13 protein-coding genes and 1 tRNA gene are annotated in these 16,112 nt (G+C 45.3%); 8 read left to right on the top strand and 6 right to left on the bottom strand.

The window, feature by feature from the left end; genetic code table 11:
• Positions 1–6: 6 nt before the first annotated feature.
• A complete protein-coding gene (locus tag BLR32_RS33380) occupies positions 7–1,731 on the bottom strand; it encodes a phospho-sugar mutase (protein WP_089839010.1) in 1,725 nt (574 codons plus the stop codon).
• Between the two features lie 199 nt (positions 1,732–1,930).
• On the opposite strand from BLR32_RS33380, the gene BLR32_RS33375 reads away from it, so the two are divergent.
• Positions 1,931–2,587 carry a protein-L-isoaspartate(D-aspartate) O-methyltransferase gene (locus BLR32_RS33375; RefSeq protein ID WP_089839008.1) on the top strand — a complete coding sequence of 219 codons (657 nt, stop codon included), beginning with the start codon at positions 1,931–1,933 and terminating at the stop codon, positions 2,585–2,587.
• Here BLR32_RS33375 and BLR32_RS33370 read toward each other — a convergent pair.
• Together BLR32_RS33370 and BLR32_RS33365 are read right to left on the bottom strand one after the other, a co-directional pair.
• The gene (locus tag BLR32_RS33370) at positions 2,582–5,062 is read right to left on the bottom strand and encodes a TonB-dependent receptor (RefSeq protein WP_089839006.1); all 2,481 of its coding nucleotides are present in this window, start codon (positions 5,060–5,062) and stop codon (positions 2,582–2,584) included. The genes BLR32_RS33375 and BLR32_RS33370 overlap by 6 nt on opposite strands.
• 87 nt (positions 5,063–5,149) lie before the next feature.
• Complete coding sequence (locus tag BLR32_RS33365) at positions 5,150–5,710, bottom strand: DUF445 domain-containing protein (RefSeq protein ID WP_089839004.1); 561 nt, start codon at positions 5,708–5,710, stop codon at positions 5,150–5,152.
• Positions 5,711–5,805: 95 nt separating this feature from the next.
• On the opposite strand from BLR32_RS33365, the gene BLR32_RS33360 reads away from it, so the two are divergent.
• From BLR32_RS33360 to BLR32_RS33350, 3 genes are all read left to right on the top strand, one after another.
• Positions 5,806–5,879 (top strand) — tRNA-His (locus BLR32_RS33360).
• 88 nt (positions 5,880–5,967) lie between these two features.
• Entirely contained in the window at positions 5,968–6,582 is a 615-nt protein-coding gene (locus BLR32_RS33355; protein ID WP_089839002.1) for a hypothetical protein, read from the top strand.
• 273 nt (positions 6,583–6,855) lie between these two features.
• Positions 6,856–7,416: a hypothetical protein gene (locus tag BLR32_RS33350; protein WP_143011674.1), complete on the top strand. Its 561-nt coding sequence runs from the start codon at positions 6,856–6,858 to the stop codon at positions 7,414–7,416.
• Between the two features lie 44 nt (positions 7,417–7,460).
• Here BLR32_RS33350 and BLR32_RS33345 read toward each other — a convergent pair whose 3' ends face one another.
• Positions 7,461–8,315 carry an NAD(P)-dependent oxidoreductase gene (locus BLR32_RS33345; protein ID WP_089838998.1) on the bottom strand — a complete coding sequence of 285 codons (855 nt, stop codon included), beginning with the start codon at positions 8,313–8,315 and terminating at the stop codon, positions 7,461–7,463.
• Positions 8,316–8,405: 90 nt separating this feature from the next.
• Between BLR32_RS33345 and BLR32_RS33340 the strand changes: the two genes are divergently transcribed.
• Positions 8,406–8,708, top strand: coding sequence for a DUF1330 domain-containing protein (locus tag BLR32_RS33340; protein ID WP_089838996.1), 303 nt, complete (start codon positions 8,406–8,408; stop codon positions 8,706–8,708).
• Between the two features lie 47 nt (positions 8,709–8,755).
• On the opposite strand, the gene BLR32_RS33335 is transcribed toward BLR32_RS33340, so the two are convergent.
• Entirely contained in the window at positions 8,756–11,173 is a 2,418-nt protein-coding gene (locus BLR32_RS33335; RefSeq protein ID WP_089838993.1) for an ABC transporter permease, read from the bottom strand.
• Between the two features lie 179 nt (positions 11,174–11,352).
• On the opposite strand from BLR32_RS33335, the gene BLR32_RS33330 reads away from it, so the two are divergent.
• Together BLR32_RS33330 and BLR32_RS33325 are read left to right on the top strand one after the other, a co-directional pair.
• A complete protein-coding gene (locus BLR32_RS33330; RefSeq protein WP_089838991.1) occupies positions 11,353–11,880 on the top strand; it encodes a class I SAM-dependent methyltransferase in 528 nt (175 codons plus the stop codon).
• Between the two features lie 346 nt (positions 11,881–12,226).
• Entirely contained in the window at positions 12,227–13,357 is a 1,131-nt protein-coding gene (locus BLR32_RS33325) for a glycosyltransferase (protein ID WP_089838989.1), read from the top strand.
• A gap of 46 nt (positions 13,358–13,403) precedes the next feature.
• Here BLR32_RS33325 and BLR32_RS33320 read toward each other — a convergent pair whose 3' ends face one another.
• A complete protein-coding gene (locus tag BLR32_RS33320; protein ID WP_089838987.1) occupies positions 13,404–13,940 on the bottom strand; it encodes a hypothetical protein in 537 nt (178 codons plus the stop codon).
• A gap of 139 nt (positions 13,941–14,079) precedes the next feature.
• On the opposite strand from BLR32_RS33320, the gene BLR32_RS33315 reads away from it, so the two are divergent.
• Positions 14,080–16,032: a heparinase II/III domain-containing protein gene (locus tag BLR32_RS33315; RefSeq protein ID WP_089838985.1), complete on the top strand. Its 1,953-nt coding sequence runs from the start codon at positions 14,080–14,082 to the stop codon at positions 16,030–16,032.
• Positions 16,033–16,112 lie beyond the last annotated feature (80 nt).

Below are 16,112 nucleotides of genomic sequence, written 5' to 3'. Positions count from 1 at the left end.
GAAGGATTATTTCAACTTCATATCCTTAATGATATTCTGTACACGTTGGTCGAGTGCCTGAGTAGCAGCATCGAAGCCGGCTGCATTCTCAAGTTTCTGATTTACGCTGAAGTAGAATTTGATTTTAGGCTCGGTACCTGACGGACGTGCGGAGATCTTGCTGCCATCTTCCAGTACAAATTGCAGTACGTTAGATCTTGGCAGATCGATTGGTTTTACTTCACCTGTTTTCAGGTTTTTCACCTGCTGCAGTTCATAGTCGTACAGTGTTACAACCGGAGAACCATTGATAGTGGTTGGAGGGTTCTCACGATAACCGCGCATCATCTCAGCAATTTCTTCTGCTCCCTTCATACCTTTCTTGGTGATAGAGATCAGGTTCTCTTTATAGTAACCGTATTTCACGTAGATGTCGATCAGCTGTTCGTACAGTGATCTGCCCTGGCTACGTGCATAAGCGGCCATTTCACAGATCAGTGCTACGGAAGCAATCGCGTCTTTATCACGTACATTATCGCCGATCATGTAACCGTAAGATTCTTCACCACCGCAGATGAATTTCTCCTGGCCTTCCTTACGTCTGATCAGGTCTGCGATCCATTTGAAGCCGGTCAGTACATTGTAGCAGTTTACATTGTTCTGCGCGGCGAATACATCGATGAGGTCAGAGGTAACGACTGTTTTACATACATAGTCAGTATCTCCGGCCAGACCTTTACGTCTGCGGCCTTCTATAATATAGTTAAAGAGCAGCACGGCTGTCTGGTTACCATTCAGCAGTGTCCATTCACCTTTTATGTCTTTCACTGCAATACCTACACGGTCAGAGTCAGGGTCTGTGCCCAGCAGGATGGCAGCATCCAGTTCTTTGGCTTTCTTCAGACCGATGCTCATCGCTTCAGCTTCCTCCGGGTTAGGATATACTACGGTAGGGAAATTACCGTCCGGAGTAGCCTGTTCTTCCACCACATGTACATTGGTAAAGCCATAACGCTTCAGGATCTCCGGCACCAGGGTGATACCTGTACCGTGGATAGGCGTATAAACGATTTTCAGGTCGTGTTGTTCTTTGATCACTTCCGGCTGGATACTGAGATTTTTCAGTTCCTGCAGGTAGGCTTCATCTACTTCCTTACCAATACTAGTAATATTGGCTTCTCCGCCGGACCATTTTACTTCGTCAATGGAAGCGATTTTCTCTACTTCACGGATGACATTTTTATCATGAGGAGGTATCAGCTGGGCGCCGTCGTTCCAATAAGCTTTATAGCCGTTATATTCTTTAGGGTTGTGGGAGGCTGTCAGCACGATACCACCCTGGCAACCCAGGTGACGGATAGTGAATGACAGTTCCGGGGTAGGGCGTAGGCTTTCAAAGAGGAACACCTTAATGCCATTGGCAGCCAGTACATTAGCAGCAACTTCTGCGAAATAGCGGCTGTTGTTACGGCTGTCATGTGCGATGGCCAGTTTGATTTCACCTGTAAAGGCCTGTTTCAGATAGTTGGCAAATCCCTGGGTAGCCATACCAACGGTATATTTATTCATACGGTTGGTGCCTACACCCATTATTCCGCGTAGACCGCCTGTTCCAAATTCCAGGCTGCGATAAAAAGCATCAGCCAGTTCATCGGGGTTATCCTGTTGCAATTTCCTGACCGCGGCCACTGTATCCGCGTCAAATTGGCCATTGAGCCACTGTGATACCTTACTTTCAATGATATTATCCATAGAACGATTACGGTTTGTTTTCTTATGTAGGAAAAACAAGTGTGTAAATTAAAGCTAAAATCCGGAGAAAATGAAAAGCCCGGGAAAGAACTCAGCAATTATCAAACCAGTTATTTTTAGCGGGAAAACCAGTAATGTTGATAAATAGAAGTATTCCACACCCAATTGAAAATTGGGGGTATTGGTTAATTTTGCGGGTATGAGGCGGTACGAAGATTCTTACAAACAAAAAGGATTACGCAGGCAACTGGTAGATAGTATCCGGCAGAAAGGCATTACTGATGAAAATGTATTAACGGCTATCAACAACATCCCACGGCATTATTTCCTGGATACAGCTTTTGAAGGCATTGCCTACGAAGACAGGGCATTCCCTATCGGGGAAGGTCAGACCATTTCACAGCCCTATACTGTGGCATATCAGTCACAGTTGCTGGAGATCAAGCCCTTTGAAAAGGTGCTGGAAATCGGTACAGGCAGCGCTTACCAGGCTTGTGTGCTGGCAGAGCTGAAAGCCAATGTGTTTACTATCGAACGTCAGAAGAGATTGTTTGACCAGGTAAAGCAGTTCCCTTTTAAATCAAAGTACCCTACCATCCGCTTCTTTTATGGCGATGGTTATGAAGGACTTCCCACGTATGCACCCTTTGATAAGGTGCTGGTGACTGCGGCCGCTCCGCAGATCCCGGAAAAACTGCTGCAGCAAATGAAGGTGGGTGGCAAAATGGTCATTCCGGTAGGTGGTCAGGAAGTACAGCGGATGCTGCGCATTACCAAGATTAGCGATACCGAATATGACCAGGAAATGTTTGATAACTTTTCTTTCGTGCCAATGCTGGCCGGCAAGAAATCATAGCGTGCTGTCCACGGGCTTCTTATCCTTATCTTTTTCCTTATCATCAACTTCTTCTTCAGGCACCTCCTGTTTCTTTTTCTTCTTGAACATATCCGGATCCATTTTCCCAAAGCGGTAGCGTATGTTCAGACGGATGAAACGGGTGGTCCTTTTACGGGTATAATCCTGGATAAAGGCTGATGTAGCGTAATGCGAGCTGTAATCCTGCGTATTCAGGACATCCGACACGTTCAGTGCGATAGCCAGGGCATTATTTTTCAGCATTTCCTTACGGATACCCAGGTCTATACCATTCATGGCCTTAAATGTACCCTGCGGCGCTACTCTTGGTGAGCGGTAATGACCATTCACCTGGAAATTGATCTTTGCCGGCAGCCGTACGTTGGAATTGACAGTTACCCCATATGTAACATATTCGTTATTCACATTCGCACCCGTCAGTTTACTGTATTCCATGTTCAGGTTGGTGGTAACATTCCATCCCTTGATAATATGCAGGTTATAGGTGAAGTTAGCCCCCCAGTCCTTGTCGGTAGCCAGGTTCATGGGCTTGGTAGTTGTTACGCCGGTAATCGTGTCCAGGATACTGATGCGGTCTATATCGTCATTTGCCTGGGAATAGTATACACCAGTATTCAGGTAGTCTTTGGTATTAGGAAAATACCTGGAATAATTCGTTTCAAACTTATGGGTCAGAGACGGCTTCAGATCCGGGTTCCCTGCACGGATATTCTGCGGATCAGAGTTGTTGATATAAGGAAGCAGCTGGTCAAATCCGGGCCTGTCTATTCTTGTTGAATAGTTGAATATCAGGCTCTGGTTCTCATTGCGCGGCAGGTTATATTTCAGGAATACGCTGGGGAATACGTTCAGGAAATGGTTATTTACTGAGGTATCCTTGGTATAGGAGAAACCCTTCAGATCTGCCTGCTCTATCCTTGCACCTACCTGGTAACCGAGATTGCCGATGGCGCTGGAAAAGTTCGCATATCCTCCGTAAACATCCTGTTTATAGTAGTAGGTGTTGGAGAGATCCGGGCTTTTCTCATATTGTTGGGTAGTAAAGTTGAACAGCCGGGCATCATAATCATTATCGTTATTCTGAAGAGTCACCTTGGCGCCGGTTTCGAACTTTCCTTTTTTACCTACCGGAGTGGTATAGTCTGTCTGGATATTCCAGAACTGGTTCTGAGAGATCCCTAAATTTCGTTGTAACTGGGCATTTCCAGGCGTACCATCTGCATTTTGGTACTGGGTGCTATAGTTACTGTTATTCCTGCCTTTATTGTTGCTATAGCTGATATAAGCCGTCCATTCCTCGTTCTGCTTGTCGGTGGTATGACGGAAGTTCAGGCTGGTATTATTGTTTGGATTGCGGTAGTCGCTGGTATTATGACGCTGGCCGTTCTGGAGTGTTAGTCCGTGGGCGTCCAGGTAGTTCAGCGTGATATCATCCTTGCTATTGCCGGTATTGAGGTTCAATCCTTCGGAAATAGTGATGGTATTGTAGTCGTTCAGGTAGTAGTCAAGTCCGATACGGCCACCGTTACCGGCATTGCTGTTCTTGTTCCGGCTGTCCTGGGTAAAGATAGCAGTACCTGCGGTATCGACAACCAGGTTCTGACGGTTACTGTAACCATAACCGGTCTGGCTGCCGTACCAACCGTTATAATTGGCGAAGAAGTTAAACTTCCGGATGCGGAGATTGGCATTGAGGTTACCGTTGAGTTGTCCGCGGGTAGCTGCACCGGCGCTGACCATTACATTATAACCGATGGCTTTATCCTTTTTCAGCACGATGTTGATGATGCCACCGCCGCCCTGGGCCTCGAATTTGGCCGACGGGTTGTTGATCACCTCTACACGGTCAATCGTAGAAGCGGGGATCATCTGGAGGGCTGTTTTAGCGTCTCCGAAAGGGGAGGGCTTGCCGTCTACATAGATGGTCACGCTTTTACCACGGAGGGTGATATTATCGTCGATATCAACGTCTACGCTGGGAATGTTTTTCATCACGTCTGTACCCGAACCTCCTTCCGCAGTAACGATGCTACCCGCGTCAAAGACCTGGCGGTCTATCTGCATGGAAAAGGCTGGTTTCTCCGATTTGATCTCTACCGTAGCCAGCGTTTTACCGGCGGGCTGCAGCCTGAGTGTACCTGCAAACTGTACCGGCTTGCCGGGTATAACCTTTACAGCTTTTATGAGTTTATCATATCCCATGAAGGTGATGCGGAGCACATAAGTACCGGCGGGTATGGCATTAAAGGAGAAATCGCCATTCGGTTGAGTGTACATACCTGTCACAACGGAAGAATCCTGCGGGTGAAGCAAAACTACGGAGGCATATTCCACCGGTTTGCCGGTAACGGCGTCCAGTGCTTTACCTGTGAATTTAGCAGAATTATTACCGGTTTGAGCCATAGCAATAGCGCCATAGCACATAAACGTTGACAGGAGTAGACGTTTAAGCATGCATGATGGAATTAAGAGACCTAAGTGTTGAGACCAGGACAAAAATATCTATCTCATATGTAAAGTATTGCTATTTGTGATGAATGGTCAGTTACTGTGGTGTAGGGCAATCCAGAGTTGCAGTAGTCCTATGATAAAACCGACAACAGCTCCTCCCAATTCAGCTATGCGTAGTTCGCGGCGTAGTGAAACAGTGAGTAGTTTTTTTAGCTGGTTGGCAGAAAGTGAGCTTATTTTTTTGCTGACGATAGCGCGGACATCCAGTTCTTTCTGTGCACGCTGGAGGTATTGATCGATGATCTCGGGAAACATATTATCCAATTCTGTGACCAGCACTTTCTTCACCTGTTGAATGGTGCTGTCGCCGATAAACATTTTGAAAACCGGCATGGCTTCCGGTAGCTTTTCCCGGAGGAAGGTATCCATATGGGCTTCTACCACAGGGATCATGCTTTTAATTTTTTCCGGGTCGGCGAGTTGCTGACGGACATCGTCAAAGGAGAAAAGTTGTGTAGCGACAAATTCACCTGTTTGATCTGCCAGATGTTGTTGACGTTTTGAAAAGGCGCGGAGCGCGAAAAGGATCGTTATTTTGTTGGTTAGCCAGCCTGTAAGTGCTCCTAAGAAAGGGATGATATATAATGACATAGTGAGATGATTAAAAAAAGTAAGCAAAGAAAGGAGAAAAAATTTGGAAATTAAAAACGCATTTCGTTATCTTTGCATCCCAATCAAAACAAACGGTGGTCGTAGCTCAGTTGGTTAGAGCATCAGATTGTGGTTCTGAGGGTCGAGGGTTCGAAACCCTTCGATCACCCAAAAAGCAGGAAGGCAGCAGAAATGCTGCCTTTTTTTGTGCCCTGAAATGTTAGCTGGGATGGTGAAATTCTACAAAGTTATATCCTATGGCAACCAGAGAAGAGCTGAAAGCGCAGGTTTACAATGTCCTTTATGAAGAAGAATATGCATTGTTAAGTAAAACTGCCAAAGCTTTTGATGCGGAGCCTGACATCCGGCATACAAGACGCTTCGTAAAGAAAAATGAAAAGATTATTCTTGATCCCGTTACTGCCAGGCTTTTCCCGGAAAGTATGGAGCATAGGGTAGGCCCTGTAATAGTTGGTATAATAGCGTGTGCAATTACCATATGGTTTATTTTTTTTAATGGCCGGGATCTGCCTGTGTGGATCCGTATTTTAGGGGCAGTTTCCTTTTTTGTGGTTTGCGGTATCCTTATTGCAAGGTCGACGAAAGCTGATCCTGAAATTTATATTGAAGTATCATCTGCAGGAATAGACCTGAATGGTTATAGTTTTGCCTGGGAACAGATCCTGGATACCTATATTGTTAAGAGACGACATAGAAACGCACCAGCGGAACTGGTATTACTTTTAGACAATGGAAACATTTTTAGAGAAAGCCTGAGAAACTATAAAACGGCGTCTTCTTGCTGGGCACCTCAACATGATGAGCTATGCTTTTACATTGAACATTTTAAGGGTAAAATGGTGAACGAGTAGGCTATCTGTGTGGCAATAGAATATATCAAAAACAAAGTACCTGGCTGGTAGTTAATATTTTTTCATTTATCACCTAATTTCAGTAGATTCACTTTGTCTAACATGTTATTATACATGTGATTGTGAATGCAAAGTATTCCAGTAACTGCAAAAAACATACTGTCGGGAACAATGATCAGAGATGCAGACAAGTCTTATTGAGACTGGCTGTAGTAAGCAAACATACATCAACAAGCCAATAAACCAAAACAATCATCTCTAAACTCCACCACAATGAAAACGTTCGTTTCTCTTGTATCTCTCATTCTGCTCATTACTGCCTGTAACACCCCTGAAAAAAGAGCTGAAAGTATGGGTGCCGATAGTTCAAAATCAAAGATGGAATCATCAGACGATGAAATGAATTATCCATACACGCTCGACAAGCCTTACAAGAACTGGCAACCCGGTGATAAGAAAAATACTGTGATCGTATTAAACATGCTGAAAGCATGGGAAACAAAAAACGCAGCTGAATGCGCCTCCTATTTTGGCGACAGCGTAGATCTATATGTCGATTACTTTCATAAAATGATACCGCATGACAGCATTCCGAAGATGCTGGAACATTCATGGGAAGACTTTGCCAACGTGAACCTGAAGATGGATGACTGGGAATCTGTTATATCCGGTGATAAAAAAGACGAATGGGTAACGGTGTGGTATAAACAGACCTGGACCGATAAGAAAGGTAAAATGGATTCTCTGGCCGTTGTCAATGATGCCAAGATCGTGAATGGAAAGATCGTAGTATTTGATGAAAAGGTCCGCCACTTCCCGGCACCTAAAAAATAATGGTATAGTCAAACGGGATTGCATGCAATCCCGTTTGACTTATATTACTTGATAGCAGCATCTTTCCCGATTACTGTCCAGTCATCACCACCGTGCCCCTTTGCAATCCATCTGTCCATTTCTGCCGCTATAGCAGGAATGACTGCTAATGTAGTCCCCCCCTGTGCAGCAGCCTCGATGAACAGCTGCGTATCTTTTCTCGCCATATTTAACTCCCAGGAAGGCTGATCATATTTCCCTCCCGCCACGCGTTGTAACCTGGCTGCCAGCATGGCACCGGGATTCCAGGAATCAAACAAGGTGTTCAGATCGTCTAATGATACCTGTGATGCTTTCGCCAGTGAAAGCGTATCTGCAATACCTGCTGTGAAAGTGACCAGGAAGAGGTTACCGATCAGTTTCATACTGGCGGCTTTACCCTCTTCAGCACCAAAATTAAGCACCTTACCTGTCATTTGAGATAAGACTGGCTCCAGTTGACTTACAACAGCCTGATCGCCGGATACCAGCATATAACCCGTGCTTTCAAGCGCATTGACAGGTCCCATAAAAACGGGGGCATGTAAATAAGTAAATCCCTGTTCCTTCCACTCACGGGTCCGTTGTATGGCTCCGGCTGAAGAGGTGGTAGTATGATCAATGATGATGGCGCCCGGTTTCAATCCTTTGCGGGCTGCCGCCAATACTTCGTTTACTGCGGCATCATCTTTTAATGTGAGATGAATAATATCTGCTCCCTGTACGGCTGCTGTGACATCTGCAAATGCTTTGGCACCGTCAGCTTCCAGCGCAGACGCCTTTGCCGCGGTACGGTTCCATACCTGTACCTGGTTTCCCTTTTTGAGGAGTGCTTTTACAAAGTTGGCTCCTAACAATCCTGTACCTAAGAATGCTACCATTGTATACGTTATTTGTATAAAAATACTATTAGTCTCTTATTCCGAAAAGTGTAAATTAACGGGCAATTGTTGTCGTTTTAACGCCGTCTTATGATATACATTACCCAGTTGATCTACATTCACGAAGGACAGGAGCATACTTTCCATCAGTTTGAAGACGTTGCTATTCCCTTGATAGAGCAATATAACGGGAAATTATTATTACGCCTGCGTCCGTCTGCCGGACAGCTGATTGCAGGTGAGCTGGAAATGCCCTATGAAGTACATCTCGTCAGTTTTCCCGGTGAGGAGGATTTTAATGCGTTCAAGCTGGATAAGGAGAGAGAGAAATTCCTGCATCTTAAAGTTGCAGCCGTAAGAAAGATGTTGTTGGTGCAGGGGAGTGTATTATGATATTTTAATATTACAGGCGGCCCTATACAGACCGCCTGCAAATATTGTTATTCCGTCCTTAATGCTTTCACTGGATTCATCAGTGCAGCTTTTACCGCCAGCAGGCTTACTGTCAGCAATGCTGTGGTTACTGCTAATATTCCTGCCAGCGCTATCATCCACCATTGGATAGTTATCCGGTAGGCATATCCCTGTAGCCATTCCTGCATCGCCCACCATATTACCGGGGTAGCAATCAGTATTGCCACCAGCACAAGTTTTATAAAATCCGAAGAGAGTAATCTTACTATGTTGGTCACTGATGCACCCAATACTTTCCGTACACCAATCTCCTTTACACGTTGCTCAGTAGCATAGGTTGCCAGTCCGAAGAGACCAAGACAGGCAATGAAGATCGTCAGTCCTGCAAAGGCTGCGAATAGCTGCCCAAAGCGGTCGTCCTGCTTATACTGTTGGTTGAAAGATTGGTCCAGGAAGCTATACAGGAACGGACGTTGTGGGGCAAGTGCGCTCCATGTCTGTTCAAGCTCTTTGACCGTCTGTTGTATGTGATCTGTTTTTATACGGAGAGATAACTTGTTCAGTGATTGCAATGGTGCCATTCTCATTGCCAGTGGTTCAACTTTCTTGTGTAGTGACTGGTAATTAAAATCCTTGACCACACCGATTACGGTACCTTTACGTCGCCATTGTTCAAAACGTTTACCTATTATCTCTTCAGGGTTCGCATAACCATACTGTTTAGCTGCGGCTTCATTGATGATGAGCGCTTCTTCGGCATCAGTAGGAAAATCACGTGAATACGGCCTGCCTGCTGCCATTTTCATTTCGTAGGCGGGTATAAAATCGTAGTCGATCTCATACATAGCAGGTGTTTCGGATTTCATGTCGCCGTTACGAGATTCTATGAAAGTTGTACCATTAGGATAGAAGTCGCCTGGAACTGCCCTGGACGCAGTAATAGCTTGCACTGCAGGATTTTTCGCCAGCATCGATTTAACGGTCTCAAAAGACTCATTCACCTTTTGATCACCACCATAATCGATCACCAGCATCTGGTCCTGGCGGAAGCCTAGTGCATGTGAGCGCAGGTGTTTGAGTTGTGTATATACGATCATCGTACCTGCGATCAGCGCTATTGATAAACTGAACTGTACAATCACTAATCCTTTCCGCAATGCGATTCCTTTGTAGGATGAACGGAACTGCCCTTTCAACACTTCTACAGGCTTGAAGCGCGACAGTACCCATGCAGGATAACTACCTGCCAGCAGTCCAAGCAGGAATGGCATCAGCACGAATACAGGTGTGACTTTCCATGAGAGCAGGAGGGAATAGGTGAGAGGCTTGCCGGATATTTCCCTTATAGCCGGCAAGGCCAGTATAGTGAATAGAATGGACAATAGTACAGCTGAAAAAGAGATGAGAATCGACTCTGTGAGGAACTGGTATATCAGTCCACGCTGATAGGCACCCACTGCTTTTCTTACGCCTACTTCCCTGGCCCTTTCCATGGAACGGGCGGTAGAGAGATTCACGAAGTTGATACAGGCTATCAGTAATACAAATATGGCAATGATCGAGAAGATATAGACATTGGAGAGACTTCCGGTAGGCCCTGGTTGTCTCGTGGCTTTTGAATGCAGGTAAGCCGCAGATAAGGGCTCAAATGCTATTGTATAGATGTCGTTACGCCCTTGAGGATAATGACGTGTAGCAAAGGCCGGGATCTTTGCTTCCAGGGTCTTGATATTGGTATGTTCCGGTATGAGGAAATAGGTATAGAAATCAATATAGCCCCATTCATCGAAGATCTCCGGTCTCCACTTCCGGAATGTACTCATGGAGATAAGACCATTGAAACTCATATGTGAATTAGCAGGAACATCCTCCATTACACCTGTAACGGTGAATGTTTCCTGGTTATCAACTCGCAAGGACTGGCCCAGCGGGTTCTCGTTACCAAAGTATTTCTCAGCAAGGCTCTTTGTTAACACAACGCTGTTGGGTGCTACCAGCGCCTGTTTGGGATTACCGGCGAGCAGCTTCCAGCTGAAAATGTCAAACACAGAAGAATCTGAGAATACAAGTCCTTCCTGTTGGAACCGCCGATCGCCGTGCTCAAGCAGGAAAGTATTGGGACTGGTAAACCGCGTTATTTTCTTTATCTCCGGAAAATCGGCTGCCAGGGCAGGCGCTACAGGAGCATTTCCCCATACCTGGTAATTCTCAGGTGCAGGCGCCGAATTCCTGTCAACGTCTTTTGCATTACGGTAAGCATGCGTTACACGGTAGATCTGGTCATAATTGACGTTATATCGGTCATATGATAACTCATCCTGCACATAGAACATGATCAGGATACAACAAGTAATGCCTATCGCAAGGCCGGTTATATTAATTGCCGAATATGCTTTTTTCCTCAATAGGTTGCGCCAGGCAATTTTAAGATAGTTCTTTAACATAAGGGACTGTTATAGTGGCGGGGTATAAGGTACAAAAAGGTTGCCATTAAAGGATATTCGCCACTGTAGCCGATTTTCAATTATTCGCAGGAGACGGAATTGTCCACATACGTACGTAATACTGGCCGGAAACGGACAGGTGAAGCGGCGGGTAGAAAATTTACCTACCTTGCACGGCTATGAGAATGGAAGATGCAATTCAATTTATCAGGCATAAGGAATTATCCCTTTCAGGTCCTTCCAACTGGGCTGATTTAGGTTGTGGCTCAGGGACGTTTACTACTGCATTGGCACATTATTTACAGGCAGGTAGCGTAATCTATGCAGTAGATCAAAAATTAGCAACCAACCTGCATATACCTGTACCTGCAGGAATACAGGTGGAGACAATGGAACTGGATTTTGTGAAAGATGAATGGCCCTTCGCACAGTTAGATGGCATTGTGCTGGGGAATGCACTGCACTATGTCAAAGATCATTCTGCCTTCATAGAGAAAATAAAAAAATACCTGAAGCCCGAAGGAAGAATACTCATTGTCGAATATAATACAGACAAGCCTGTACCTACCTGGGTACCTTATCCATTGAGTTATCATTCCCTGGAAAAGCTGTTTAAAGCACACGGTTACAAACATGTTGAGATGATAGGGGAAAGGCCTTCCGTATACGGTAATGCTGACCTATATACAGCCATCATAAAAAAATGACCATTTCCCGTTAAGCGCTTACTGATTCCAGTAAATAGTGATATATATATCCGGATTAATATGTTGGTTGCACAGTTGGTTGTGGAAAAAAAAGAAATATATTTTTTTAAATAAATAGTGATTCGTTTCAATCCGTAAGACGATACTGCTCTTTTTATTGCCTCATTTATTTTCTTGCTCCTACTTATTTAAGATCACATGAACAGACGTCTGAACGTCTGGCAACTTTCTATTATTCATTATGTTACAGTAATTTATACCCAATATCTTCCTAATGCAAGATGAGCATTACCCGAATAGCGTTTGGACAGTTTCCCATTTTATTAACCAGTAAGAACATTATACCGTGAAACTGATTTTTCTCTGTGGTTCACTGGAGCCTGGTAGGGATGGTGTGGGCGATTATTCCAGACGACTGGCTTGTGAGTTGATCCGGAAATCGCACGAAGTAGCTATCATCGCCCTTAATGACAGGGTAAGTACTTCCCTATATGATGGTCTCCAAAGTAGCAATGGTATTGAAGTACCTGTTCTCCGTTTACCCGCGTCAATGGATGAAAAGGAACGTTTTTCCCACACCGGCGACTATATCAGGAAATTTGGCCCTGAGTGGGTAAGCCTGCAATATGTACCCTTCTCTTTTGAGAAAAGAGGATTACCTTTTTCATTCGGCAAACATCTGAAAAGTTTAGGCAGCAATATCAAATGGCACTTCATGTTCCATGAGCTCTGGGTGGGGCTTCACGGATATAGCAGCTTTAAGCTGAAGATGCTGGGGCTGATGCAGAAAGTGATCATCAAACAAATGCTGGCAGCCATCAATCCTGAATCTGTTACCACTTCGATAGGTATTTATAAAAAGAACCTTGGATGGAAAGAGGTGAATCTTATACCGCTGTTCAGTAATATCCCGGTGGCTGGTATGCCGCAGGAAGATACACGGAACCCGGATAGCCTGACTGCTGTGCATTTTGGCTGTTTTACCGGCGCACTGGAAGATTATAAAAGACAGGTAGATTTTCTGACAGCCATAGGGGAGAAAACAGGTAAGACGGTATGCCTGGAGATCATGGGGAATGGCGGACATTATAAAGACAAGGCGCTTGATATTTCCCGGCGAGCCTTTAGCGAAGAGAATGTAATAGATCGCGGTTTTCTGCCGGAGGAAGCTATTTCCAATCACTTGCTCAGAGCTGATATCGGTATTTCACGTGCCGACTATACGTTGTTCGGGAAAAGTGGTTCAGCAATGGCAATGCTGGAACACGGGCTTCCATTGCTATTGAGAGGTGAGCGGCCCAAAGAAGATATTATCGGTAACAACTTTCCGTTTAAGGAACAACTGGTATACCCTGACGATCCTTCGAAAGAATTTGCAAAGAAAGACCCTGTTTATTTTATCGGTGAAGTCTCTGAAATTTTTATGGAGAGCCTTTCTGAGAAAGAACATGGCCAACTTGTACTAATAACCAGATAGATAAAAGAAGGCGTTCCGTTTTAACGAACGCCTACTTTTTCATTCATCACTTAATGGACTTGAAGAATGAAACATTCCCAGCCATGTCAACCTTAACAATCATTACTTCACTGTTCTTTCGCATTTCTACGAAGTAGTTGTCGGCGTCGTCAAATGCCATGTCAAATAGTGTCATATCCGTTTCATTGGCCTCGTTGTCGTCGTACAGGAATACCCTTTCTACATTGAAGTCGCCGTATTTTTTCTGAATGGTGTGCTGTGCATTTTCAGGCAGATCGCCGAATGTCTTTGTCTCCGTTGTGCCGACAAGGTTACTGCGAACATCATAATAAGCTCTCATGTCTTTCTGGCCTGAAGTAAAAGCTACTTCGTCGAAATAGTTTGTTTTCTCGAAACGTATGTTAGTAGCTCCGGGAAAATCCTCATAAAACTGGTTCTTTGTAAAAACGCTCACCTCTGCATTGTTTTCCTTACGTATTTCCTTTCTCTCCGCTTTTGTTTTTTTACCTTCGTCCTGGCTATGTGCAAATGCTATGTTAGCTGACATCAGCAATACGCCTGCTGCAAAAAAAATCTTTTTCATGACTCATTTGTTTAGTGTTTTTTGAGAATGCACTACAAAGTTACCAGTGCCGCAAGCACTAAATTTTTTTGAATCGGTCAACAGGCGTTTCCTGTCGGTCAGGAAGGACGACCTGTTGATAAGTGAATCATCATCAGTAATGACAAATATTATTTCATCCCTGTTACTGCTGATATCATTGAATATGATATCTTTTCAGATAGCAGCGCAGACGCCCCGTAACCTGTTAAGTAAATTTTCCCGGCAGGAGATTGCCAATGCCCTGTTGCCCCGTGACCAATGGCATCCATTTCCTGTAAGCACTGCCGGATGGCAAAAGGTGTTGCCCGACTCTGTCCGCCAGAGCATTATCAGGCAGGCGGAAGTATACCAGAAAATTCCCTTTGTGGCGATTCCTGCTACCATGATGATGGAATACCAGCAAAACGGCGACCGCTCACATTATGAAGAAGTCTCTTTCAGAAAAAGGGACCAGCTTTTCACTATGGCGGTAGCTGAGTCGATAGAACAGAAAGGTCGTTTCCTGAACGCTGTCATCAATGGTATCTGGTCTTTATGTGAAGAGAGTTTCTGGGGTACACCGGGCCACCTCTATCTGCAGAAAGCGGGTATCAACCTGGCCGATGTAGAAGACCCTGCAGTGGATCTGTTCGTCAGTGAAACTGCTGCCGTGCTTGCCCTTACTGATTATCTGCTTGGGACTAAGCTGGACGGCTACTCGGTATTGTTGCGCAAGCGCATTTATTATGAGGTGAACAGACGAATGCTGGTGCCCCTGGAGAAAGACAGCGACAGATATTTCTACCTGAAGAAGGGTACGAAAGAATATCCCATTAACAACTGGAATCCCTGGGTGATCAGTAACTGGATGACCAGCCTGCTTTTGCTGGAAAGGGACCCTGAACGGCGGATCAATGAACTGGGGCATGCCTTACACCTGCTGGATCACTATATTAACTTCATCGGAGATGATGGTGCCGTAGATGAAGGACCGGTGTACTGGTCAGGCGCTACCGGCAGAGTGTTCGACGCGCTGACTATCCTGGAAAGCGCTACCGGCGGTAAACTGACGATCTACGATGCACCCATTATAGCAAGAATGGCGGCTTACATCTATAAAATGCATATTGCCGGCAGTTATTATATCAACGTTGCAGATGCCTCACCGGTGATCAGTACGGATGGCTTGTTGCTGTATCGTATGGGACGGGCCCTGCGGGATACCCTGATGACGAGTTTCGGCGCCTGGACTTTTCACCAGTACCCTATTAGAACGCCTATCTCCGGAGATTTCGCTAAACCACGGATGCTTTTCAATATGCAGGCCTGGAAAGATTGCAGCAACAGCAAAGGAGAGGAGCCGGTTATCCCTGATGTATGGCTGGAAAGTATCCAGCTGATGGCGGCAAGGTCTGATAAGGGATTATTTGTAGCCTCTCACGGTGGGCATAATGGCGAAAGCCATAACCACAATGATGTGGGCGATTTCATTGTATATGCCTCCGGACAGCCCGTTATTATCGATGTTGGGTTGGGCACCTATACAGCTAAAACTTTCTCCAAAGAGCGGTACCAGCTCTGGTATAACAGTTCTGCCTATCATAATCTGCCGACTATTAACGGGATGCAGCAGATGGCAGGCAGGAAATTCGGCGCCAGGGAGGTGCAATACCTGAAAGACGGCAATAGTGTCACCCTGCATATGGATATAGCAGGCGCCTATCTGCCACAAGCCGGGATAGGCCAATGGAAGCGGGATGTAAAAATGGACCGGCAGCAGAATCGGGTAAGCGTTACAGATGATTTTGTCCTGAATACCGCTACTACAGAGCTGACACAGACCTTTATGACCGTTTGCCCGGTGGATTTACAGCGGGGCATCATCCGGTTCAATATACCCGGGGAAAGGCCTGTAGTGCTGGAATATGATACGGATGTCTGGAATGTCAAAAAGGAACTGATAGACTGTAGTGCTCCGGACGAAAAGCGTCTGGCGGATAACTGGTCTCACAGGCAGATCATCCGCCTGCTGCTGCAACGCAAAGACGCGGTAAGCAGCGGACGGCATGAATTTATAATTCGCCAGCTATAGGATAATAGATTTCTGCCGGAGTCCTATTATGTTTTGTTAATGACGTTATGTTCCCGGGGTTGCACCCCGCGCTACAAACA

Source organism: Chitinophaga filiformis, assembly GCF_900102545.1.
Classification (GTDB): Bacteria; Bacteroidota; Bacteroidia; order Chitinophagales; family Chitinophagaceae; genus Chitinophaga; species Chitinophaga filiformis.
Note: the sequence above shows the minus strand (reverse complement) of the source record. Positions and strands in the feature narration are given on the sequence as shown.